The 20061-nt window shown below is 72.3% G+C and carries 18 protein-coding genes, 1 tRNA gene and 1 pseudogene; 8 read left to right on the top strand and 12 right to left on the bottom strand.

Features of this window, described 5'->3' with window-relative positions; genetic code table 11:
* Positions 1-8: 8 nt before the first annotated feature.
* The gene (locus tag EFL26_RS09225) at positions 9-950 is read right to left on the bottom strand and encodes a patatin-like phospholipase family protein (protein WP_123222610.1); all 942 of its coding nucleotides are present in this window, start codon (positions 948-950) and stop codon (positions 9-11) included.
* Positions 951-966: 16 nt separating this feature from the next.
* Positions 967-1131 carry a hypothetical protein gene (locus tag EFL26_RS24170; RefSeq protein ID WP_183408111.1) on the bottom strand — a complete coding sequence of 55 codons (165 nt, stop codon included), beginning with the start codon at positions 1129-1131 and terminating at the stop codon, positions 967-969.
* On the opposite strand from EFL26_RS24170, the gene EFL26_RS09220 reads away from it, so the two are divergent.
* Together EFL26_RS09220 and EFL26_RS09215 are read left to right on the top strand one after the other, a co-directional pair.
* Positions 1118-1339 carry a hypothetical protein gene (locus EFL26_RS09220; RefSeq protein ID WP_123222609.1) on the top strand — a complete coding sequence of 74 codons (222 nt, stop codon included), beginning with the start codon at positions 1118-1120 and terminating at the stop codon, positions 1337-1339. The two genes, EFL26_RS24170 and EFL26_RS09220, sit on opposite strands and share 14 nt — an antisense overlap.
* A gap of 136 nt (positions 1340-1475) precedes the next feature.
* The gene (locus EFL26_RS09215; protein ID WP_148046668.1) at positions 1476-2579 is read left to right on the top strand and encodes a potassium channel family protein; all 1104 of its coding nucleotides are present in this window, start codon (positions 1476-1478) and stop codon (positions 2577-2579) included.
* Positions 2580-2595: 16 nt separating this feature from the next.
* Here the strand turns inward: EFL26_RS09215 and EFL26_RS09210 are convergent, their stop codons facing one another.
* Positions 2596-3270, bottom strand: a complete 675-nt coding sequence (locus tag EFL26_RS09210) for an SGNH/GDSL hydrolase family protein (protein ID WP_123222607.1) — start codon at positions 3268-3270, stop codon at positions 2596-2598.
* Between the two features lie 59 nt (positions 3271-3329).
* Entirely contained in the window at positions 3330-3668 is a 339-nt protein-coding gene (locus EFL26_RS09205; protein WP_123222606.1) for a DUF6054 family protein, read from the bottom strand.
* A 47-nt stretch (positions 3669-3715) separates the two neighbouring features.
* On the opposite strand from EFL26_RS09205, the gene EFL26_RS09200 reads away from it, so the two are divergent.
* Positions 3716-4522, top strand: coding sequence for an SGNH/GDSL hydrolase family protein (locus EFL26_RS09200; protein WP_123222605.1), 807 nt, complete (start codon positions 3716-3718; stop codon positions 4520-4522).
* On the opposite strand, the gene EFL26_RS09195 is transcribed toward EFL26_RS09200, so the two are convergent.
* From EFL26_RS09195 to EFL26_RS09180, 4 genes are all read right to left on the bottom strand, one after another.
* Entirely contained in the window at positions 4500-5876 is a 1377-nt protein-coding gene (locus EFL26_RS09195) for a flavin-containing monooxygenase (RefSeq protein WP_123222604.1), read from the bottom strand. The genes EFL26_RS09200 and EFL26_RS09195 overlap by 23 nt on opposite strands.
* Positions 5873-7003 (bottom strand): serine hydrolase domain-containing protein, encoded by a 1131-nt coding sequence (locus tag EFL26_RS09190; protein WP_123222603.1) that lies wholly within the window; start codon positions 7001-7003, stop codon positions 5873-5875. Before EFL26_RS09190 ends, EFL26_RS09195 begins: the two co-directional genes overlap by 4 nt.
* A 69-nt stretch (positions 7004-7072) precedes the next feature.
* Positions 7073-9409, bottom strand: a complete 2337-nt coding sequence (locus EFL26_RS24670; protein ID WP_123222602.1) for an ATP-binding protein — start codon at positions 9407-9409, stop codon at positions 7073-7075.
* 85 nt (positions 9410-9494) lie between these two features.
* Positions 9495-10460, bottom strand: a complete 966-nt coding sequence (locus tag EFL26_RS09180) for a cyclase family protein (RefSeq protein ID WP_123222601.1) — start codon at positions 10458-10460, stop codon at positions 9495-9497.
* Positions 10461-10745: 285 nt separating this feature from the next.
* Here EFL26_RS09180 and EFL26_RS09175 point away from each other — a divergent pair, with 285 nt between their 5' ends.
* From EFL26_RS09175 to EFL26_RS24985, 4 genes are all read left to right on the top strand, one after another.
* Complete coding sequence (locus EFL26_RS09175) at positions 10746-12272, top strand: sugar ABC transporter ATP-binding protein (protein WP_123222600.1); 1527 nt, start codon at positions 10746-10748, stop codon at positions 12270-12272.
* Positions 12273-12346: 74 nt separating this feature from the next.
* Positions 12347-13408 (top strand): ABC transporter permease, encoded by a 1062-nt coding sequence (locus tag EFL26_RS09170; RefSeq protein WP_221176911.1) that lies wholly within the window; start codon positions 12347-12349, stop codon positions 13406-13408.
* An 87-nt stretch (positions 13409-13495) separates the two neighbouring features.
* Complete coding sequence (locus tag EFL26_RS09165) at positions 13496-14626, top strand: substrate-binding domain-containing protein (RefSeq protein ID WP_183408110.1); 1131 nt, start codon at positions 13496-13498, stop codon at positions 14624-14626.
* Complete coding sequence (locus tag EFL26_RS24985; RefSeq protein WP_183408109.1) at positions 14623-15684, top strand: D-2-hydroxyacid dehydrogenase; 1062 nt, start codon at positions 14623-14625, stop codon at positions 15682-15684. Before EFL26_RS09165 ends, EFL26_RS24985 begins: the two co-directional genes overlap by 4 nt.
* A 342-nt stretch (positions 15685-16026) precedes the next feature.
* Here EFL26_RS24985 and EFL26_RS24980 read toward each other — a convergent pair.
* A pseudogene (locus EFL26_RS24980) lies at positions 16027-16911 on the bottom strand (APC family permease); the annotation flags it as partial.
* A gap of 225 nt (positions 16912-17136) precedes the next feature.
* On the opposite strand from EFL26_RS24980, the gene EFL26_RS09150 reads away from it, so the two are divergent.
* Positions 17137-17559 (top strand): hypothetical protein, encoded by a 423-nt coding sequence (locus EFL26_RS09150; protein WP_246000108.1) that lies wholly within the window; start codon positions 17137-17139, stop codon positions 17557-17559.
* Positions 17560-17602: 43 nt separating this feature from the next.
* On the opposite strand, the gene EFL26_RS09145 is transcribed toward EFL26_RS09150, so the two are convergent.
* The 3 genes from EFL26_RS09145 to EFL26_RS09135 all read right to left on the bottom strand — a co-directional run bounded on the left by EFL26_RS09145 (position 17603) and on the right by EFL26_RS09135 (position 19826).
* Positions 17603-17679: transfer RNA gene (locus EFL26_RS09145), tRNA-Phe, on the bottom strand.
* Positions 17680-17738: 59 nt separating this feature from the next.
* Positions 17739-18755 (bottom strand): zinc-dependent alcohol dehydrogenase, encoded by a 1017-nt coding sequence (locus EFL26_RS09140; RefSeq protein WP_246000107.1) that lies wholly within the window; start codon positions 18753-18755, stop codon positions 17739-17741.
* Between the two features lie 42 nt (positions 18756-18797).
* Positions 18798-19826 carry a LacI family DNA-binding transcriptional regulator gene (locus tag EFL26_RS09135; protein WP_246000106.1) on the bottom strand — a complete coding sequence of 343 codons (1029 nt, stop codon included), beginning with the start codon at positions 19824-19826 and terminating at the stop codon, positions 18798-18800.
* Between the last annotated feature and the right edge of the window lie 235 nt (positions 19827-20061).

The raw sequence follows: 20061 nt of genomic DNA, 5'->3' as shown, positions 1-20061 counted from the left end.
ACGAGCCGTCAGGCGGCCCGGCCGAACAGGTCGCGCAGGCGGTGGTGCCGACCGTGGAGCGTGTGCCGGCCGGGCTGCGGGACGGACGGCGAGGCCTGGGACAGCTCGCCGAGCCGGGTGATCCGGTCGAGCGCCTCGCTCGCCGCGCGACGCCCCAGCGCCATGTGCTCGGGGGTGCGCGAGAAGTCGGTCATCCGGGTGCCCAGGTCGGGCGTGCGCAGGTGGTGCACCTCGACCCCGGGACCCAGGTCGATCATCGGGCGGGCCCGCATCGCGGCGCCGAGGCTGGCGACGAGCACCTCGATCGGCGTACGGGCGTGGGGCATGCGGGGCGGGACGCTGGCGTCGAGCACGAACACGCGGGTGGGCTGCAGGTCCACGGCGCCTCCGACCGGCACGAGGTCGGCGATGCCGCCGTCGACGTGCAGGCTGCGGACACCGTCGGCGCCCATGAGGTCCACCGGCGCGAAGATCCCGGGCACGGCGGTCGAGGCGAGCAGGACGTCGGCGAGGTCACCCTGGTCGTGGTAGACGGCGCCCTGGCCGACCAGGGGAGTCGTGGTGACCCGGACCGGTGTCGGGAGGTCCTCGAGCCGCTCGACCGGCACCCAGGCGGCGATGAGCCGGCGCAGGGCGTCGGAGGAGAACAGGTAGGTGTGCCGCTGCGCGATGTGCGCCAGCCGCGACCACACCCGGCCGGGGAAGATGTCGCGCGTGCCGAGCTGGAGCCAGTGGTCGGCGAGCTCGTGCACCCGGTCGAGCCCGGTCTCCCAGCCCATGAAGGCGGCGTTGAGGGCGCCGACCGACGTACCGACGAAGGCGGCCGGGACGATCCCGGCCTCGAGGAGGGTCTGCATCATGCCGACGTGGACCGCGCCGCGGGCGGCACCGCCGGAGAGCACGAAGACGTCCCGAGCCGGCACGTCCGGGTGAGCTGGTGATGTCGACATGGCACCTCCCTGTGCCTCAGCCCGAGCGCCGTTCTTCCTTGCCCTGAACGATCGGTCCGGCAGGCCGCCGGTTGAGGGCTTTACCGGTTTCCCGAAACTCGCTGCCGTCGCCGCCGATCAGTCGGGAGTCGGCAACACGGCCGGCCAGGACCAGGGAGGAGGACGCGATGATCCTCGCCAACGAACCCGTCATCGTCGCTCCCTGGACCGGCGCGCCGATGATCCCCCACCACGACGAGGTGTGGTCGGCCTGGCTCCACGGCTCGGTCGCCGCGATCCACAACGCCGGCCGGCTGCTGCTGGTCGTGCCGGTCTCCGCCCTGACCCCGGCCGCGATCTCGCTCGCGTTGCGCCTGTACGACGTCGGCTCGGTCACGCTCCTCGACTGACCAGCGCGACGACCCCGCGACCGGCACCTCGGAGTATCAGCCGGCCGACACCGCCCTCTGGGGAGTGACGCGAGCGACCCGTCGATGCCATGATCCGAGGGATCTCGGAGTGGTGCTCGCACGTCGGGAGGCAGGCATGGCGCGCTGGCGAAAGCGCATGGGGGCGCTGTTCGACTTCCCGCTGCTCACGCGGCTGCTGTTCCACCTCCGGCGGATGACCGGTGGGCTGCAACGCGGGTTCTTCCTGCGGCTCTCGATCGCCCTGTGCGGGTTCGTGGTGGTCGCGGCCCTCCTGCTGACCGCGTTCGAGGGCCCGCACGACAACGCCGGCCACATGGCCTCGAAGTTCGGCGACAGCTTCTACTGGGGCGTGACGACCGTGCTCGGCAACGGCGACACCGGTTACGTCACGTCGCCCGCCGGCAAGTTCATCAGCTGGCTGCTGGTGCTGTTCGGGGTGGCGATCGTCGCCGCGATCACCGGCGCGCTGGTCGGCTTCGTCATCGACATCCTCCTCAAGGAAGGACAAGGCATGGGTGCAGCGGGCTACCGCGACCACATCGTGGTCTGCGGCTGGAACTCCACCGCGCGGGAGCTGATCAGCGAGCTGGGCGGCGACGAGTACGCCACCAAGATCGTGCTGATCCACTCCGGCGACAAGAACCCGGCCGGCAACGGGGTGTACTTCGTGAGCGGTGACGTGACCAGTGCCGACGACCTCCGGCGGGCCGGCATCGAGGAGGCGATGGCGGCCGTGGTCTGTCCCGCCGACGCGAGCAACGAGGCGGACATGCGCTCGATCCTCGCGGTGATGGCGATCGAGTCGATCGCGCCGCACGTGCGCACCGTGGTCGAGGCGAACAACCCGGACCACGTCGAGCACTTCCGGCGGGCACACGCCGACGAGATCGTGGTCAGCTCACGTCTCGTCTCCCGCCTGATGGCGCGGTCGTCGCTCTACCCCGGCCTCGCCGAGATCGTCACCGACATCGTCTCCGGCGGGGAGGGTTCCGAGCTCTACCGGGTGCGCCTCCCCGACGAGTACGTCGGGCTCTCCGTCGACCAGCTGTCCGAGCGGATGCGGTCCGACCACAGCGCGACGTTGCTCGCGGTGAGCCGCGACGGCACCGCGCACATCAACCCGGACGCCGACTTCCGGCTGCAGTCCGGTGACGACGCCGTGGTGGTCGCGGAGTCGCTCGGCACCCTGGCGCCGCTGCAGATGGTGCCGGCCACCTGAGTCCTGCTCCGGGGTCTCAGACCTGGGCGGTCGCCGATCCCGAGGTCGTCTCCCCGAGCGTGAGCGAGGTGCGCCGGGCCGCACCGGCTCGGTCCTCGTGCGCCTGGAGGGCTGCGGCCACGGCCGGGCGCAGCGCCTCGGCGATCACCGCGTAGCCGGCGCCGGAGGGGTGGAACCGGTCGGGACAGAACAGCGACCGGTCGGCCGCGAAGACCTCCGCGGTGGCGTGGTCGCGATCGGCGACGTGCGCCCCCGCGGCGAGCGCCGCGCCGATCTGGCAGTCGCGCAGCAGCATGCTCGCCGAGCGCAGCACCGGCTTGAGACCGAGCGGGGTGTCGGGCAGCGCGCTGAGGTCGGGGGCGGGCGCGACGACCACCTCGGCGCCGGCGGTCCGGAGCCGGCGTACCGCCTCGGCGAGGTCGTGCGCGGCTCGGTTGGCACGCGTGTGGTGGATCAGGTCGTTGGCGCCGATCACGATCACCGCGACCCGCGGCCGCCAGGTGACCGCGGCCTCGACCTGCGCGGCGAGCGCGCTGCTGCGTGCGCCCGCGACCGCGAACACGCGGGTGGTCACGGTCAGCCCGTCGGCCCGCAGCTGATCGGCCAGCCGAGCGGCCGGCGTCTCGGTACGACGCTGGGCGCCGCGACCCGCGGCCATGGAGTCGCCGAGCAGGGCGAGCCTGACAACCATGCCTCGGATTACCCGTCGGAGGCCTGGGGCAAACGGCCGCGTTTTCCGGGGTGGGCCGGTCAGCCCGGGTAGCCCTCGATCGCCTCGACCGCGCGGCGCAGGAACGACTCCTCGCCGAAGGTGTTCAGCTTGAAGAACATCGCCTGGCTGCCGCCGGACGTCGTGGCCGAGAGGGCGAGCTGCTGCCCGACCGCGAGGATGCAGATCGTCAGGCTCACCCGGTTGCCGCCCAGGGCGCTGTAGCGCTCGAACACCCGGACCACCATGCGCGCGTCCCCCAGGCGCTGGTCGGAGCCGTCCTCGAGCTTGCCCGTGACGCTGCCCGCCGGGATCGCCCGGTCGAGGTGCGCGACCAGGTCGTCGACGTCGCCGGACAGCTGCTTCTCGTAGTGGGCCACGGGAGCACAGTAGGGGGCGCCGAGGCGCCCACGGGTACGTTCGAAGGGTGACGGAGCGTTCCCGGGCAGCACGACGCGGACTGGCCGCGACGGTCTTCGTCGCGCTCGCGGCGTTCGGGCTGACCTCGGCCTCGGCCGTCCCCCGCCGGGTGGTCGTGTACGACGCGCTCGGCGACTCCTACGCGTCCGGCTACGGCGTCCCGCCGTACTCGGCCTGCGGGCGGTCCGACGCGGCGTACGCCGTCCAGGTCGCCGGCCGGGAACGGCTCGCCCTCGACGACTTCGTCGCCTGCGCCGGCGCCACGACCGCGACGCTGGTCTCCGGCGGCCAGCTGACCGCGCTCGGCGCCCGCACGGACCTGGTCACCCTGACCATCGGGGGCAACGACACCGGCTGGTCGGGCACGATCGCCGCGTGCCTCGGCGGCACCGATGCCGCCTGCGCACGGTCGATCCAGCTGAGCCGGGCCAGGGTCACCGACGTGCTGCCGGGCCTGCTCGACTCGGTCTACGCGCAGGTGGGGGCGCGTGCGCCGCAGGCACGCGTGCTGGTGACCGGATACCCGCGCCTGTTCACGCCCCGACGTGGCCCGTTCCTGCTCGCCTCACCCGCCGAGCAGCAGGCGATGAACGACGGGGCCGACCTGCTCGACGAGGTGATCGCCGCGGCGGCGGCACGTCACGGCTTCGGGTTCGTCGGAGTGACCCGGCGCTTCGACGGACACGGCGCGAACGCCGCGGATCCGTGGATCACCGGGGCGCTCGACCCGGCTCCGTTCCACCCCAACGTGAAGGGTTATCGCGCCTACACCGCCGCGGTGACCGCCGCGATCAGGCCGTCGGAGCTGCCGTAGCGGCTCGGTCCGACGACGCGGCCGCACGAGCCTCGCCGGCCTCGATCTCGGCGAGCAGGTCGACGACGTACCGGCCGAAGTCGATCTGGATCGTGTGCCGCGGCGCCGCGTAGTACTGCGCGAGGTGCTCGGCCTCGTCCTGCTCCATGATCCGCACCTGCTCCTCGACCGGCGGGAGGGCGTAGCGGCCGGTGAGGAGGCGGGCGAGCAGCTTGGACTGCTGCTCGGCCAGGTTGACGATCGTCGGCGAGGATTGCGCCAGGCCGAGGAAGTACAGGTGGTCCACCCCGGGCTTGATCATCCGCTTGAACAGCGGGAAGCGGTGCTCGCCGTCGGGGTGGAGGTCGGGCTCCGTCCCTTCGAAGAAGGGGAAGCGCATGTCGTAGCCGGTCGCGCAGATGATCACGTCGGCCTCGACCGAGCTGCCGTCGACGAGGTGCACGGTGCGGCCGTCGAGCCGCTCGATCGCCGGCAGCATGTGGATGTCGCCGGACCCGGCCTTGGTCAGGAAGTCCGCGCTCACCGACGGGTGCGCCGAGAGCGGTTCGTGGTCCGGCTCGGGCAGGCCGTAGTTGCTCATGTTCCCGACCAGCTCCTTGATCAGCTGCCGGCCGGCGGCCAGGGCCTGCTCGCGCGGGATGTCCGGGGGCGCCATCACCTTGTCGGCGGCGACCCCGTTGCGGTACTTCGGCAGCACCCACACGCCACGGCGGGCCGAGACGTAGAGCTTCTTGGCCATCCAGGGGCTGGACAGCTCCGAGGCGATGTCCATCGCCGAGTTGCCCATGCCGACCACGATCACGGTCCTGCCGCGGATCTCGACCGGCTCGAACGGGTTCACGTAGGCGTGGCTGTGGATCAGGTCGCCGGCGAACGCCTCGGGGTCCGCCCAGTCGGGCAGCCGTGGGCTCCAGTGGTGACCGTTGGCGACCACCAGGTCGGTGTAGCGGCGGGACTCCCCGGTCGAGAGGGTCACGTCCCAGCCCGCATCGCTGGTCGAGCCTGCCGAGACCCGGCGGGCGCGCTCGACGCCGGTGCCGAACTCGATCCGGTCGCGCAGGCCGAACTTCTCGACGTACGCGCGGAAGTAGTCCTGGATCAGCGTGTGGTGCGGGAAGTCCGGGTAGTCGGCCGGCGCCGGGAAGTCCTCGAACTGCAGGCGGGCCGTCGACGTGTCGATGTGCAGCGACTCGTAGACCGCCGAGCGACCGTTGGGGTTGCGGAAGTACCAGTTGCCGCCGACGTCGTCGCTGAGCTCGAACTGGTCGTAGGAGATGCCGAACTCGGCCAGTCGCTTGGCGGTGGTGATGCCCGAGCAGCCGGCTCCGATGATGCAGACGTGGGGTGTGGTCACGAGTCCTCCAGGCAGGCGAAGGCGGTGCGGACGTAGGCGTCGGTGCGCGGCGAGGACACCAGGTGGGTGGCGAGCTTGTTCGGCACGTAGGCGAACGTCGTGCGCCGGTCCAGGTCGTTGACCACCACGGCGCCGCCGTACCCGGTCCACCAGCAGACCCGGCCCTCGGGGATCGCGGGTGCGGAGGACACCGGCAGCGCGAAGCCGGCGCCGAACCGGACCGGGACCGTGAGCACCTGGTCGATGCCCTCCGCCTGCACCTCGAGGACCCGGTCGACGGTCGCCGGTGAGAGCAGGTCGACCCCGCCGACCGAGCCGCCGTGGGAGATCAGTGCCTGCGCCAGCGCGATGCCGCGGGCCGTGCCGTGGCCACCCATCCCCGCCACGGACCCGCGGCGCCACTGCTCGGTGTTGCAGACCGCTGCGGTCAGCAACGGGTTGGGCACGGTGCGGATGAGGAAGTGGTCCGGCCCGAGCGTGGTGTGGTCGATGCTCGAGCCCGGCGGCGCGATGAGGTCCGCGCAGAGCCCGAGCTGCTCCTCCGGCACGCCGAGGAGGAAGCCGCCGCCGAACGGTGCCATCACGTCCTCGTGGACCACCTCGGCGAGGGTGCGCCCGGTCGCGCCGCGGACGAGTCCGTCGACGAGGTGGCCGTGGCAGATGATCTGGTACGCCGGCGCGGTGCCCGGCTCGTACCAGGGCTCCTGGTCGGCGAGCAGCGCCTCGCTGTGCTCGAGGTCGAGGATCTCCTCGACGCTGACCTGCTCGGTCCAGCCGGGAACGCCACTGGTGTGACCGAGCAGCTGGCGGACCACCACCTCGTCCTTGCCGTGCGCGCCGAAGTCCGGCCAGTACCGGGCGACCGGGGCGTCGAGGTCGAGATCGCCGCGCTCGACGAGCACGAGCACGGCGAGGGTGGTCATCACCTTCGACAGCGACCAGACGTGGGTGAGCGTGTCGCGCGTCCACGGTTGCCCCGGCCGCGCCTCGCCGCCCCACAGGTCGACCACGAGCTCGCCATCGTGCACCACCGCGAGCCCCGCGCCGGCGTCCTCTCCCGACGCCAGGCTCTTCTCGAGCAGGTCACGCAGGGGGAGGAATGCCTCCGAGCAGGTTCCGTCGACCACGACGTCACTGTAGAACGTGTTCTCGTTCGGTCAAGTGGCTGACCGTTGGCGGGCCGTGTCCCGGGGGTGTCAGTCCGAGCCGGTCCGGTGCTGGGTGATCCAGACCGCGACCTGGGCGCGAGAGGTGAAGCCCAGCTTCGCGAGGATGTGCTCCACATGTGCTTCGGCCGTGCGCGGGGAGATCACCAGCCTGGCTGCGATCTCCTTGTTGCTCATGCCCTGCCCGACCAGCTCCGCCACCTCGCGCTCACGGCGGGTCAGACCGGCGGCCTTCGCGGCGTCCGACTGCGCTCGAGCAGCCGCGACGGGTTCCTGCGGCCTCTCGTCGAGCGCGTAGTCCACCGCCTCCTCGAACTCCAGCCCCATGCCGGCGGCGAGCTCCCACTCGAACGCCTCGTCGCCGAGGGCCGTGCGCGCCACCGGCTCGTAGAGCTCGTGGAGCTCGGCCAGGTGGCCCAGCGCATGCAGCGAGGTGCCGATGGACAGCTGAACGGCCTGCGCGGCACCGAAGAGCCGGGCGGCGCGGACGGCCTCGCCGCTGGCCGCCGCAGTCCAGGCGAGCGCCTCGAAGTTCAGGCCGATGCTGCGGCGGTCCTGGAGCGGCAGGCGCAGCCGGATGCTCTTGCGTCCCGCCTCGATCGACCGGACCAGGTCGCCGTTGCGGCACGCCTCGACCCCGAGTGCGAACAACGCCAGCGCGGTGGTCCAGTTCTCGCCGCTCGGCTCGCACAGCCTCAGGGAGTCCTCGATCAGGCCGAGAGCACGGAGCTGATCACCGAGCATCACGGTGGCGAGGGCGAGCTGGATCCCGTCGTACGCCGCTGCGGCGCGATCGCCCAGTGCCGTGTGCTGCTGCAGGGCCTGGTCGAGCAGGGTGAAAGCACCGTCGGGCTCACCCCGGAACAGCGCTGCGAGGCCGCGGACCTGGGTCACGGCGGCGATGCCGGACGGATCGCCGAGCTCTCCGGCCAGGACACGGGCCTCGTCCAGCAGGGCCTCCGCCGTGTCGTGCTCGTGGAGCAGGGTGAGCAGGTGGCCGTTCACCTGCAGTGCGTGGACCCGGGTCAGGTCCTGGCGGTCGTGAAGTGCGAGGAGTCGGTCGATCCACTGCCGCCCCTCGTTCAGCGAGCCGGTCATCAGCCAGTAGAACCGCAGCGCGCTCGCCATCTCGAGGCCCACGGCGGCCTCCCCCGGCTGGCTCAGGCAGAAACCGAAGGCGCGCCGAAGGTTGCCGTGCTCGAGCCGAAGGGAGGTGAACAGCTCCACCTGGTCGCCGGTGAACCAGGCGGCCGTGGCCTCCCTGACCAGATCCCGGCACCAGTCGCGAAGCCTGCGGCTCAGCGCGGCCTCCTCCTCCGGGGACAACAGCTCGTGGCCGAACTCGCGCAGCGTCTCCGGCAGGTGGTAGCGCACCCGGTCGCTCAGGCGCTCGGTCGCGACGATCGACTTGTCCACCAGGCTGGCCATCAGGTCGAACACCTCGCCGGCCTCGATGCTGTCGTCGGAGCACACGAACTCCGCGGCTTGCAGGGCGATGCCCTCCCCGAAGACCGACAGCCGGGCCCAGAGCTGTTGCTCGGCCGGCGAGCACAGGTCGTAGCTCCACTGGATGAGCGCGCGCAGCGTCTGTTGGCGGGGGAGCCTGGCAGGGCTTCCCCCCGTCAGCAGGGCGTAGCGGTCGTCGAGCCGCTCGTGCAGCTGGTGGACCGAGAGTGCGCGGAGCCGACTGGCGGCGAGCTCGAGGGCCAGCGGGATGCCGTCGAGGCGTCGACAGATCTCCGAGACCGCGACCTGGTTGCTCGGGTCGAGGGCGAACCCGGGTCGGACCGCCTCGGCCCGCTCGGCGAAGAGCCGCACGGCGGCGTACTTGTGCAGGGTCTCCGGCGCCCCGGACTGCTCGGCGTTCGGCACCGGCAGGGGTGGGACCTGGAAGAACTGCTCACCCTCGACGTGCAGGAGCTGCCGGCTGGTGGCCAGGATCCGGAGCCCGGGACACGTCCGGAGGAGGGAGTCCGCCAGCGCTGTGCAGGCGTCGACGAGGTGCTCGCAGTTGTCGAGGACGAGGAGCAGCTCTCGAGACCGGAGGAACTCGACCAGGCTCTCGAGTGGTCCGTTCTGGGCGGTGCCCTGGATCCCCAATGTGTCCGCGACCGTCTGGGGAACGAGGCTCGGGTCGTGCAGACCGGCCAGCTCGACGAACCAGACGCCGTCGGGGAAGGCCCACTGGACCTCGTCGGCCGCCCGCAGCGCGACCCGGGTCTTGCCGACGCCACCCGGGCCGGTGAGCGTGACCAGTCGATAGCTGGCCAGCAGTCGCTTGACTGCCGGGAGCTCTCGTTCGCGGCCCACGAAGCTCGTCAGATCGGCGGGAAGGTTTCGTGACCGGCGGATCGTCGACACCGACATGGTCTGTCCGACGCTACTCGACCTGGAAGCGGCGGACTGCCGAACGCGAGCACGGAGTGTCGACTCCGGACCGCTGGTGCCCGGGTCAGAGCACGGCGATCGGGTTCACCGGTGACCCGGTGCCGCGGGGTACGACGAGGGGTGCGACCACGAGCAGGAAGTCGTACTGCCGGTGTCTCGCGCAGGCATCGGCCAAACCCTCGAGGTCGAGGTTGTCCAGGAGCACGATGCCGAGCGCGGTCAGGGCCAGCGCGTGGACAGGGGAGTGCACACCCTCGACGGGTGACGGGCGGACGTCGCTGTCGCCGTCCGCGCCCAGGACGGCAACACCACGCGCGTCGAGCAGCTCCATGGCACCGACGTGCAGACCTGCGCTCGCGGCGTCGGAGTCCCATGGTCCGAGGTCGGCACGACGCCGCTGGTGCCCGGACCTCAACAGCAGCGCGTCACCGGCTCCGGCGCGCGCACCGAGAGCTTCCTCGGCTGCCAGCAGGTCCTCTGCGTGCACCGCCTGCCCCGGCTCGAGCCAGTCGATCCCGCTGACGCGGGGGAGGTCGTAGAGCACTGCTCGCACGAAGATGCCGGACGAGAGGGCGGTGACGGCGGCCCACCGCGATCCCAGCGAGGACACGGCCGCCGCGCTCGCCACGCCTCCGAAGAGCTCACCGCGGTAGCCGATGTGGCAGAGCGCGTCGAGGTGGGTCACCGCCTTGCCGTGGTAGTCGAGCCCGAGGAAGTCCTTGTGGGTGCTGGGCTCGCATGGCTCCACGTCGCCGAGGTCGACCATGTGGTGCAGGGCGGGGCGCGGGTTGTCGGGCCCGGCCTCGGAGCTGACGGGGAGCGCGAGGCTGACCGTCTCACCGTGCCGGACGGCGCCCACCGCAGCCAGGACGTCCGCCGGCCCACGGCTTCCCAGACGTCCGGCCTCGTCGACCGGCTCTCCTCGCCGCCAGGACGCCAGCGAGTCGAACAGCGCCTCGAACTCGCTCGTGGAGACAGGCGGTCCGCCGGACGCGGGTGCGGCCGGGTCGCGACGTTCTGCCTCCGGCATCCGGCCTCCTGACGGGTGCGGACCGGCCGACGGGCCAGGTCAGGTGCGGTGGTGCGACGAGGTGGTGCGCTCGTTGTTCGCCGACGGGCCCGGGCTCGTCGGCTCGACCGTACCGCGCCCCGGCCGGGGACGGCTCGCGAACGAGCACGCCCCCGGCCGGAGCCGCCCCCGGCGAGGGCACGCCGCACCGGCAATTCCACGATTCCGCTTGCGACCGCGGGGGAGCACGTCGATCGTGGGAAGAGGGCCATCGTGACGGCCAACGCGTCACGGAGAGGGAGTCCGATGCACGTGCCACCCAGCACTGTCTCCGGCGGCGAGGTCGTCAGGAGCGAGGTGCTGGTCGCGGTCCGTGGTGCGAGCAAGCGTTTCGGCGCCACGCAGGCGCTCGACGGGGTCGACCTCGAGGTCCGGGCCGGATCGATCGTGGCTCTTCTCGGCCAGAACGGCGCCGGCAAGTCGACGTTGATCAAGGTGCTGGCCGGCATCCACTCCCTCGACACGGGCGCGGTCACGGTGTGCGGGCAGGAGCTCGGGTCGAGCACCGCCGGTGGTTGCCTCGCGTTCGTCCACCAGGACCTCGGTCTCGTCGACGGGCTCTCGGTCGCCGAGAACGTCGCTCTCGGGGCCGGCTACCCGCGACGGGCCTCCGGGCTGATCGACTGGGCAGGAGCTCGCCGGCGGGCGGAGCGGGCGCTGGCCGTCGTCGGCTGCCCGGCCGATCCGGGAAGCCTGGTCGCCGACCTCTCCCGGACCGAGCGGTCGATGGTCGCCATTGCACGGGCTCTGGTCGTCGAGGCACGGGTCCTCGTCTTCGACGAGCCCACCGCGAGCCTGCCGGTCGACCAGGCGCAGCGACTGTTCGCGGTGCTGCGTCGCCTGCGCGAGGACGGCATGGGGATCCTCTACGTGTCCCACCGCCTCGACGAGGTCTTCGCGCTGGCCGACCGGGTGGCGGTCATGCGTGACGGTCGGGTCGTCGCGGACGAGCCGGTCCCCGCGATCTCCCCCGCCCAGGCCGTGCGCGACATCGTGGGCCGCAGCCTCGACGGGCCGGCGCCCGCGCCACGGGCCTGCAGCGAGCGGAGTGTCCTGGAGCTGCGCGAAGTCGTGGGACAGGGTGTGGGGCCGGTCTCCCTCTCCGTCCGTGCCGGCGAGGTCGTGGGACTCGTGGGGCTCGGTGGCGCCGGGCACGTCGAGCTCGGCCGGACCGTGGTCGGGGCGATGCGCTGCCACGGCGGTCAGCTGTGGGTGGACGACGTGCCCTACGTGCCGCACACCCTCGCGTCGGCGGTACGTCGCGGCCTGGGCTTCGTGACCTGCAACCGGGCGGACGAGGGCCTGGCCATGGGGCTCACGGTGACCGAGAACCTGCTCCCCAACCCCGCGATCAAGGGCGAGCGGGCCTGGCACCTCCGTGGGCATCGACGGGAACGAGCGCTCGCCGCCGAGATGCTGACGCGTTTCGGCGTACGTCCCGACGACCCTGCGCTGCCGGTGTGGGTCCTGTCGGGTGGGAACCAGCAGAAGGTGATGCTCGCTCGCTGGCTCTCCACGGGCGCGAGGGTCCTGGTCCTCGAGGAGCCGACGGCAGGCGTCGACGTCGGGGCCAAGGAGGAGATCTACGCCCTCCTGGAGGAGGCCCTGGACCGCGGCGTGGGCGTCTTGCTGGTGTCGAGCGACTTCGAGGAAGTCGCACAGATCGGCCACCGAGCGCTGGTGTTCCGGGACGGGTCCGTCGTGCGGGAGATCCGGCGGCCCGAGCTCAGCTGCGCCTCTCTCGTCGCGCAGGCATCGGGGGCCGTCGCATGAGGGCCACGCTGCGACCACGTCGGGCCGGGGGCGGCCCGCGTGGAACGTCCCGCGGCAACGGTTCCCTCATCGGTGTGTACGGCCTGCTCGGCCTCGCCGTCCTGCTCTTCGCGCTGTTCTCGGTGCTGCTACCGGAGACGTTCCCCACCGGGACCAACCTCCGGGCGATCCTCACCAACCAGTCCATCCCGGCGATCCTCGCGCTCGGGGCGACCATCCCGATCGTGACCGGGCGCTTCGACCTCTCCATCGGCTTCGGCATCGGCCTGGCCCACGTCGTGGCGATGTGGCTGATCGCCGAGCACGGCGTGCCGTGGCCGGTGGTCGTCCTCCTGCTCCTGGGTGGAGGTGTGGTCATCGGGCTGCTGAACGGCCTGCTGGTGGAGCTCGCCCAGATCGACTCGTTCATCGCGACGCTGGGGACAGGCAGCATCCTGTACGCGCTGACCGGGTGGATCACCGGCGGTGCCCGGATCGTTCCTGGGCTGCACGGGCTTCCCCCAGGCTTCACGCACCTGGCCGACTCGAGCGTTCTGACCGTCCCGGTCACCTTCTGGTACGTCGTGGCGCTCGTGCTGGTGCTGTGGTTGTGCCTCGAGCACCTGCCGACCGGACGGTACCTCTACGTCGTCGGCGCCAACCCTCGGGCAGCGGAGTTGGTCGGCATTCCCCGGCGCAAGGTCGTGGTGCTCGCCTTCGTCGGTTCCGGTGTGATCACGGCCTTTGCCGGGGCGGTGCTCGCAGCGCAGCAGCAGATCGGCGACCCGAGCGCGGGAAGCTCCTACCTGCTGCCCGCCTTCGTCGGTGCGTTGCTCGGGTCCACGACGATCAGGCCCGGCCGGGCAAACGCCGTCGGGACGCTGGTCGCGGTCTCCGTCCTGGCCGTCGGGCTCTCCGGTCTGCAGCAGGAGGGTGCGGCGTTCTGGGTGACCCCGATGTTCAACGGACTCACCCTGCTCGCCGCGGTCGGCATGGCGGGGTACGCCGCGCGTCGCCGCGAGCGCGCGGGAGGCGTCGTCGGCACGCGGCGCCGGTCCGACTCCCTCGTCGACCCGGCCGACGGCGATCGGTCGCGGCCGACGGACGGGTCCGGGCCCACCGACACCCCCGGGCCGGTGATGCCGTTGGCCCGATGAGGACCGAGAGACCCTGCACCGAATTCCCCGTTGACCCGGCAGTGCGGACCCCGTCTCGGACGCGACCACCCATCGCAAGGAGACCTGATGAAGACGATGTCGAAGAGCTCGGTCGTCGCGGTCGCGCTCGTCGGCCTCCTCTCGTCCGGCTGCTCCCGCGGCGTCGACCCGGCGGCCACGCCCGCAAAGGGCGCCTGCGACGACGTGGTGGCGTCCGCGGCGGCAGCGGTCGAGGCGGCCACCGACAACGCCTCGCCCTGGACCGGGCCGACGTCGGGCCCTCGCGCGGCGTCCGCGAAGGACATCGTCTTCGTCGCCCAGACGATGACGAACCCCGGTGTCGCCGGGGTCGCTGCCGGGGTCGAGCAGGCCGCGAAGGCGATCGGCTGGAGGGTGCGGGTGATCGACGGGCAGGGGGACCAGTCCGGGATCGCCGCGGCGTTCGGACAGGCGTTGTCGGTCAAGCCCGACGGGATCGTGGTCGGAGGGTTCGATCCGAACGCGATCAGCTCCGAGATCAGGCAGGCCGCCGACGCCTCGATCCCGGTGGTCGGCTGGCACGCGCTGAGCGAACCGGGCCCCAGCGACAACCCCAAGCTCTTCGCCAACGTGACCACCGAGGTCGGCGAGGTCGCGAAGGTCAGTGCCCAGTGGATCATCGAGAAGTCCCGCGGTGCGGCCGGGGTCGTCGTCTTCACCGACAACTCGATCCCCTTCGCCGCCGGCAAGGCCCGGATGATCGAGGACGAGCTCAGGAGGTGCCGCAGCGTCAGGGTGCTCGCGGTGGAGAACATCCCGATCCCGGACGCCGGCACGAGGACACCCCAGGAGTTCTCGTCCCTCGTCGCCCGTCTGGGCAGCGCGTGGACCTTCTCCGTCGCGATCAACGACCTGTACTTCGACAACGCCGCGACACCGTTGCGTGCTGCCGGGCGCAAGGGCACCGGTGCGCCGTACAACGTGGGAGCGGGCGACGGGTCGGCGGCGGCGTTCCGCCGCATCGCCAGCGGTCAGTACCAGGCGGCAACCGTGCCGGAACCGCTCGGCGTCGAGGGCTGGCAGATCGTCGACGAGCTCAACCGGGCCTTCCACGGTGAGCCCGCCAGCGGCTACGTGCCCGCGGTGCACGTGACCGATGCAGGGAACGTGGGCACGTCGACCGGCTGGGACCCCGACAACGGCTATCGCGACGTCTACCGGAGGATCTGGGGCAAGTGACACTGACGATCACGGTCTGCGCGCCGCTCTCGCTCGACCCGGTGCCCGCGCTCTCGGCGCTCGTCGCCGAGTTGGACGCCGATGTCGAGATCCACTTCCCGACCGAGCTGCTACCCGCTCAGCGCTTTCCCGCCGACCATCGCGGGGTGCCCGGTTTCACCCGGAGTGCGGCCGACGAGGCCCGGTGGAAGGACCTGCTGGCGCGGACCGACGTCGCGCTGGGGTTCCCGGGCGATTCCACGGAAGGGGTCGTGGAGCTGTTCTCGTGCGCACCACACCTGCGCTGGGTCCAGGGCACGGCGGCGGGCACGGGCGAGCTCCTCACGGGGTCCGGTCTCGCCCCTGATGTGGTGTCGCGGGCCCTGGTGACCTCCACGGCCGGCCTGCACGCCGAGCCGCTGGCGGAGTTCGCACTGTTCGGACTGTTGGCGTTCGCCAAGGACATCGACCGGCTCTCCGAGCTCAGCAGACGTCGTGAGTGGCCCGAACGATGGCCGATGCGGCAGCTGGCTGCGAGCACGGTCGTGGTCGTCGGGCTGGGAGGTGTCGGACGGGAGGTCTCGCGGTTGCTCGGTGCCTTCGGGGCCACCGTCCTCGGGATCCGGGGCAGCAACTCCAGTGGCATGGTGGAGGGGGTCACCGCACACCTCTCCATGAAGGAGCTGGACGACGTCCTCCCGCGATGCGACGCGGTCGTCGTCGCCGTGCCCGGTACGACGCGGACGCATCGGCTCTTCGACGCCGACCGGCTGGCGCGGCTGCCGCGGCACGCGGTGCTGGTCAACGTCGGTCGAGGCAGTGTCATCGACAGCTCGGCGCTGGTGGCGGCCCTCCGCGAAGGGAGGCTTCGCGGCGCGGCGGTGGACGTGACCGAGCTGGAGCCGCTGCCGGCCGATTCCCCGCTGTGGGGACGTTCCGACGTGATCCTCAGCCCGCACACGGCCGCCCTCACGGTCGACGAGGACGACCGGATCGTCCGGCTGTTCGCCCGCAACCTGCGGCGCTTCCTCACCGGGGAGCCGCTGCACAACCTCGTGGAGCCCGGTCGCGGCTACTGACGCCGACGGAGGAGGAACGCCCGGGGTCAGGATCGATGACCGCGCTCGGGGGTGTCGGGGTCGCGGCGACGACGCACCGACGTCCACGCTGCGCCGACCAGACCCGTGCCGATCGGCAGCAGCACGGGCAGTCCGATGAGGACCACCAGGCCGCACGACGCGACCAGTGACAGGACTGCGGCCGCCCGCGGCCATCCGCCGGGCAGCAGACGCACGGCGGCCGCCGTGCCGACGACGTAGACCAGGGCGAAGGTTCCCCGTGGTCACGAGCAGGGTGGCGTCAGTGCGTGCGCCGAGCGCCGCTCCACCGACGGTCACCGCGAGACCGCCGAGCGCCACCACGACGAGGGCGCGTCGCGGGTTGTGGCCGCCGGCCCGCAGGTCGCCGCCCAGCCACGCCGGCATCGCGCCGTTGAGCGAGAGCGACGCACCCAGCCGCGTCGCACCGGCGAAGTAGGCGTTGATCGCCCCGACGGTCAGCAGCACGGCGATGCCGGTCGTCACCGGCCGTGCCCAGCCGCCGACGGCCCCGGCGAGCAGGTCGGCGAGCGGCGCGCGGCCGGGTCGGCTGCCGAGCACGCCGACCGTGGCGAGGGCGACCCCGAGGTAGAGCACCGTCACCACCGCGAGGGTCAGCCCCGTCGCCCGGCCGATATCGCGTGCGGGTCGGGCGTACTCCGCGGAGAGCGAGCTGAGGATCTCCCAGCCCGCGAAGGCCCAGACCAGGATGCCTGCGGCCGAGCCCACGCCGGACCAGCCGTGCGGGAGGAACGGCGTGAGGTGGGCACTCCGGATGCGGGGGAGCGAGACCACGATGGTCAGCAGCAGCAGGGTGGCGATCACGGCCGCGATCGCGAGCTGCACGCGGGCCGAGACCCGGATGCCGAACCAGTTCATCGCGGTCACCACGAGGATCACCGCGGCGGTCACGACCACCTCGGTGCGCCGGCCGCCGCCCACGGCGTCGGCGACGTACGACGCGGCGAACCCGGCCGCGACCGGGGCGCCGACCGGGATCGCCACGAAGAACGCCCAGCCGACCATGGTCGCGGCGCGCTCGCCGAACGCCAGCCGTGCGTACGTCGCCACCCCGCCGCCGTCCGGGTGGCGCGCGCCCAGCGCGGCGAACGTCGCGGCCAGCGGGATCGAGGCGACCAGCAGCGCCACCCAGGCCAGCAGGGACGCCGGACCCGCGGCGTCAGAGGCGAGGCCGGGCAGCGAGATCACGCCGGTGCCGAGGACGGCGGCGAGCGTGAGCGCGGTGCCCTGGAGGACGGAGAGGCCGGCGGGCCGGCCCGCGCGCGCGGAGTCGACCACGGACTCCACCGCCGCGGGCCCGGTCGGCACGCCGGCGGGATCGGAGGCGACGGACACGGAGGCATCCTGCCGCCCGGCACCGACATTCCCGGAGTGCCGTCGGGCGCCTCACGTCCCGGTGCGATGCTGGGCCGCGTGGAGTTCACCGAGGCAGAGCTGACCATCGCCCTGACCGCGGCGGGCAAGGCGACGCTGGCCGCCCAGTCCCGCGAGATCCGGAAGGGTCGGGTCGACGTCGAGGACTCCTGGCGCGCGCTGGGCGGCTACGGGCGCTACCAGCTGCTGCACAGGCTCGGCGACCAGCTCCTCCCGGTGCTCGCGTCCCTGCCGGACGTGGACCGGGTGCACGGCGAGCGGCCGTCGTACTCGGCCGCACAGGTGCGCGCGGCGGTGGCCGAGCACGCCGAGGACGCCGGTGGCCGGCTGCGCCGCCAAGCGCTGGTGCTGGCCCGGACGGCTCTGGTGCAGACGGCGCTCTCCGCCCTGCCGCCCTGGCACGATCCCGCGCAGCAGGCGCCCGGACAGGAGCCGGGGGACGACATTCCTGACCCGCGCTGAGGACGCCGAGAGCCGCAGGTCGAAGACCTGCGGCTCTCGCGAGTGGTGGGCAGGGGCGGGGTCGAACCGCCGACCTTCCACTTTTCAGGCGGACGCTCGTACCAACTGAGCTACCTGCCCAACAGCGCTGAAGCATACAGGGAGCGGGTCGGGCATCTCACGTCCGGCCCGCGGGTCGATCAGTCGCCGCTGCGCGACACCTCGACCACGGTCTTGTCGCCGGTCCTGTCCGCGGCGGCTCCGAAGGCCTCGGCCGCCCGCTCCAACGGGAAGCGGGCGGTCACGAGTGCGTCGAGGTCCAGGCCGGCCGCGGCCAGGGCGAGCGCGCGCGGGTAGGTGTCGTGCATCCGGCGCACCATCGCGAACGTGAGGCCCTTCCGTCGGGCGGGCGCCGCCGGGAAGGCGGAATCGGTCTCCGAGGGGATGCCGCCGAGCGCGACCCGCGCACCCGGCCGCGCGCACTCCACGGCGATGGCGATGGCCTCGTCCGTGCCGGCCATCTCGATCACCACGTCGACGCCCCGCCCGCCGGTCCGGTCGCGGACGCCCTGCGCGACCTCTCCGGGCGCCCACGCCTCGTCGGCACCGAACTGCAGCGCGGTGTCGCGGCGGTGGGCGATCGGCTCGCCGGCGAAGACGCGGGCTGCACCGGCCCGACGCGCCACGTCGGCGGCGAGCACCCCGATCGGGCCGGCGCCCACCACCAGGACGTCGTCCCCGGGTCGGACGTGCCCGACGCCGACCGCGTGGATCGCGACCCCGAGCGGCTCCAGCAGGGCGCCGGCGTCGTCGCTCACGGAGTCGGGGAGGGGGTGCAGCAGGTGGTCGGGCCAGGACAGCTCCTGGCGCAGGCCGCCGTCGAGGGCGCCGTGGCCGGCGAACCGCACCGTGGGGCAGAGGTTGCCGTGGCCGGCGCGGCACTGCTCGCAGTCGCCGCAGGGGATGGCCGGGTCGACCGCGACCCGCCGGCCGGCGTACGTCCCGGTCCGTGCGACGCCCGCGAACTCATGGCCGGGGACGACCGGCGAGGTCAGCCCCACCTCGCCGATGCCGCCCTCGAGGAACCAGTGCAGGTCCGAGCCGCAGATGCCGACCGACGTCACCGCCACCCTCGACCACCCCGGCTCGTCGCGTTCGGATGGCTCCTCCTCGACGAGGCGCAGGTCGCCGGGGGCGAACAGTCGGGCTGCGAGCACAGGGGTCCTCTCGGTGGGCACGCACGCGTGCGGTTTGGTCTCTCAGTCCGGTGTGACAGGGCCGACCGTGCTCTCCCGCGGGACGAGCCGGTAGGGGCAGACGATCTCCTTGCCGGGGAGGTCGTTGCCGCTGTCGATGCGCTCGAGGAGCCGGTCGACCGCGGCTGCCGCGATGCCGGCCTTGTCCGGGGCGATCGTGCTCACCGTCGGCGTGTTGTAGCGGCCGTCCTCGATGTCGTCGTACCCGATGACGGCCACGTCCTCGGGCACCCGCAATCCGCGCTGCAGGATCGTCCGGATCGCACCGAGTGCCACCAGGTCGCTGTAGGCGAAGACGGCGGTCGGCGGATCCTCGCGGTCGAGCAGGTGGCCCATCGCCTCGGCTCCGTCGACGCGGTTGAACCGCGGAGTCACGATCACGAGCGAGTCGTCCACCGGGAGACCTGCGTGCTCGTGCGCCTGCCGGTAGCCCGCCGTGCGCCGCTGGGCCGCTTCGCCGGTGCGGTACGGCTGGTCCCCGATCGCGGCGATCCGCCGGTGACCGAGCGAGATGAGGTGGTCCACCGCGTCGCGCGCGGCGGCGACGTCGTCGATGCCGACGTGGTCGAACTCACCGTCCGACGACCGCTCGCCCAGCACCACGAGCGGCAGGTCCGGGTCGCGCTGGGAGAGATCGGCCTGGGCGAGGCCCAGCGGGCTGAAGATCATCCCGTCGTAGGCGAAGCCGCGCGGCCGCCGGCGGATCAGCTCGGCCTCGTGGGCCGGGTCGCCGTCGGTCTGGTCGATCAGCACGTTGAAGCCGCGGTGGCGGGCCCGAGGGATGATCGCCTGCAGCAGCTCGGAGAAGTACGGCGTGTCGAGGTAGGGGATCACTACGGCGATCTGCCCCGAGCGACCGCTGGCCAGGTTGCGGGCAAGGATGTTCGGCCGGTAGTCCAGCTCCTGGATCGCCGCCTCGACCTTCGCCCGCGTCGCGGCAGCCACGTGCACGTAGCCGTTGACGACGTTCGAGACCGTGCGAGGTGAGACCCCGGCGAGCGCGGCGACGTCCTTGAGCGTGGGCTCGGGCAACTCGGGCACCTCCGTGTCAGCGGGCGAGGGGTCGTCGCGGGACGTCGTCGAAAAAATGTTAGCGCTCACTATTGCAGCGCTGCAAACAACCTGCATATGCTCCCGTTTGCAGCGCCGCAAACCCCCTCGGCGTCGCAGCGAGATCAGGGGCCACGACCGCCACCCACCTACGGTCAGGGCCCCTTCTCTCCCGTCTGCGGCGGAGGATCCTCCTCCGGCGGCAGCGGCTCATCCG

The organism is Nocardioides pocheonensis (assembly GCF_003725535.1).
Taxonomy (GTDB): domain Bacteria; phylum Actinomycetota; class Actinomycetes; order Propionibacteriales; family Nocardioidaceae; genus Marmoricola; species Marmoricola pocheonensis.
Note: the sequence above shows the minus strand (reverse complement) of the source record. Positions and strands in the feature narration are given on the sequence as shown.

What these genes read in the sequence shown, in the direction of transcription:
- EFL26_RS09215 (WP_148046668.1), top strand. Translation starts at nt 1,476, where the DNA reads ATGGCGCGCTGGCGAAAGCGCATGGGGGCGCTGTTCGACTTCCCGCTG.
- EFL26_RS24670 (WP_123222602.1), bottom strand. Translation starts at nt 9,409, where the DNA reads ATGTCGGTGTCGACGATCCGCCGGTCACGAAACCTTCCCGCCGATCTG.
- EFL26_RS09165 (WP_183408110.1), top strand. Translation starts at nt 13,496, where the DNA reads ATGAAGACGATGTCGAAGAGCTCGGTCGTCGCGGTCGCGCTCGTCGGC.
- EFL26_RS09210 (WP_123222607.1), bottom strand. Translation starts at nt 3,270, where the DNA reads ATGGTTGTCAGGCTCGCCCTGCTCGGCGACTCCATGGCCGCGGGTCGC.
- EFL26_RS09225 (WP_123222610.1), bottom strand. Translation starts at nt 950, where the DNA reads ATGTCGACATCACCAGCTCACCCGGACGTGCCGGCTCGGGACGTCTTC.
- EFL26_RS09180 (WP_123222601.1), bottom strand. Translation starts at nt 10,460, where the DNA reads ATGCCGGAGGCAGAACGTCGCGACCCGGCCGCACCCGCGTCCGGCGGA.
- EFL26_RS09175 (WP_123222600.1), top strand. Translation starts at nt 10,746, where the DNA reads ATGCACGTGCCACCCAGCACTGTCTCCGGCGGCGAGGTCGTCAGGAGC.
- EFL26_RS09220 (WP_123222609.1), top strand. Translation starts at nt 1,118, where the DNA reads ATGATCCTCGCCAACGAACCCGTCATCGTCGCTCCCTGGACCGGCGCG.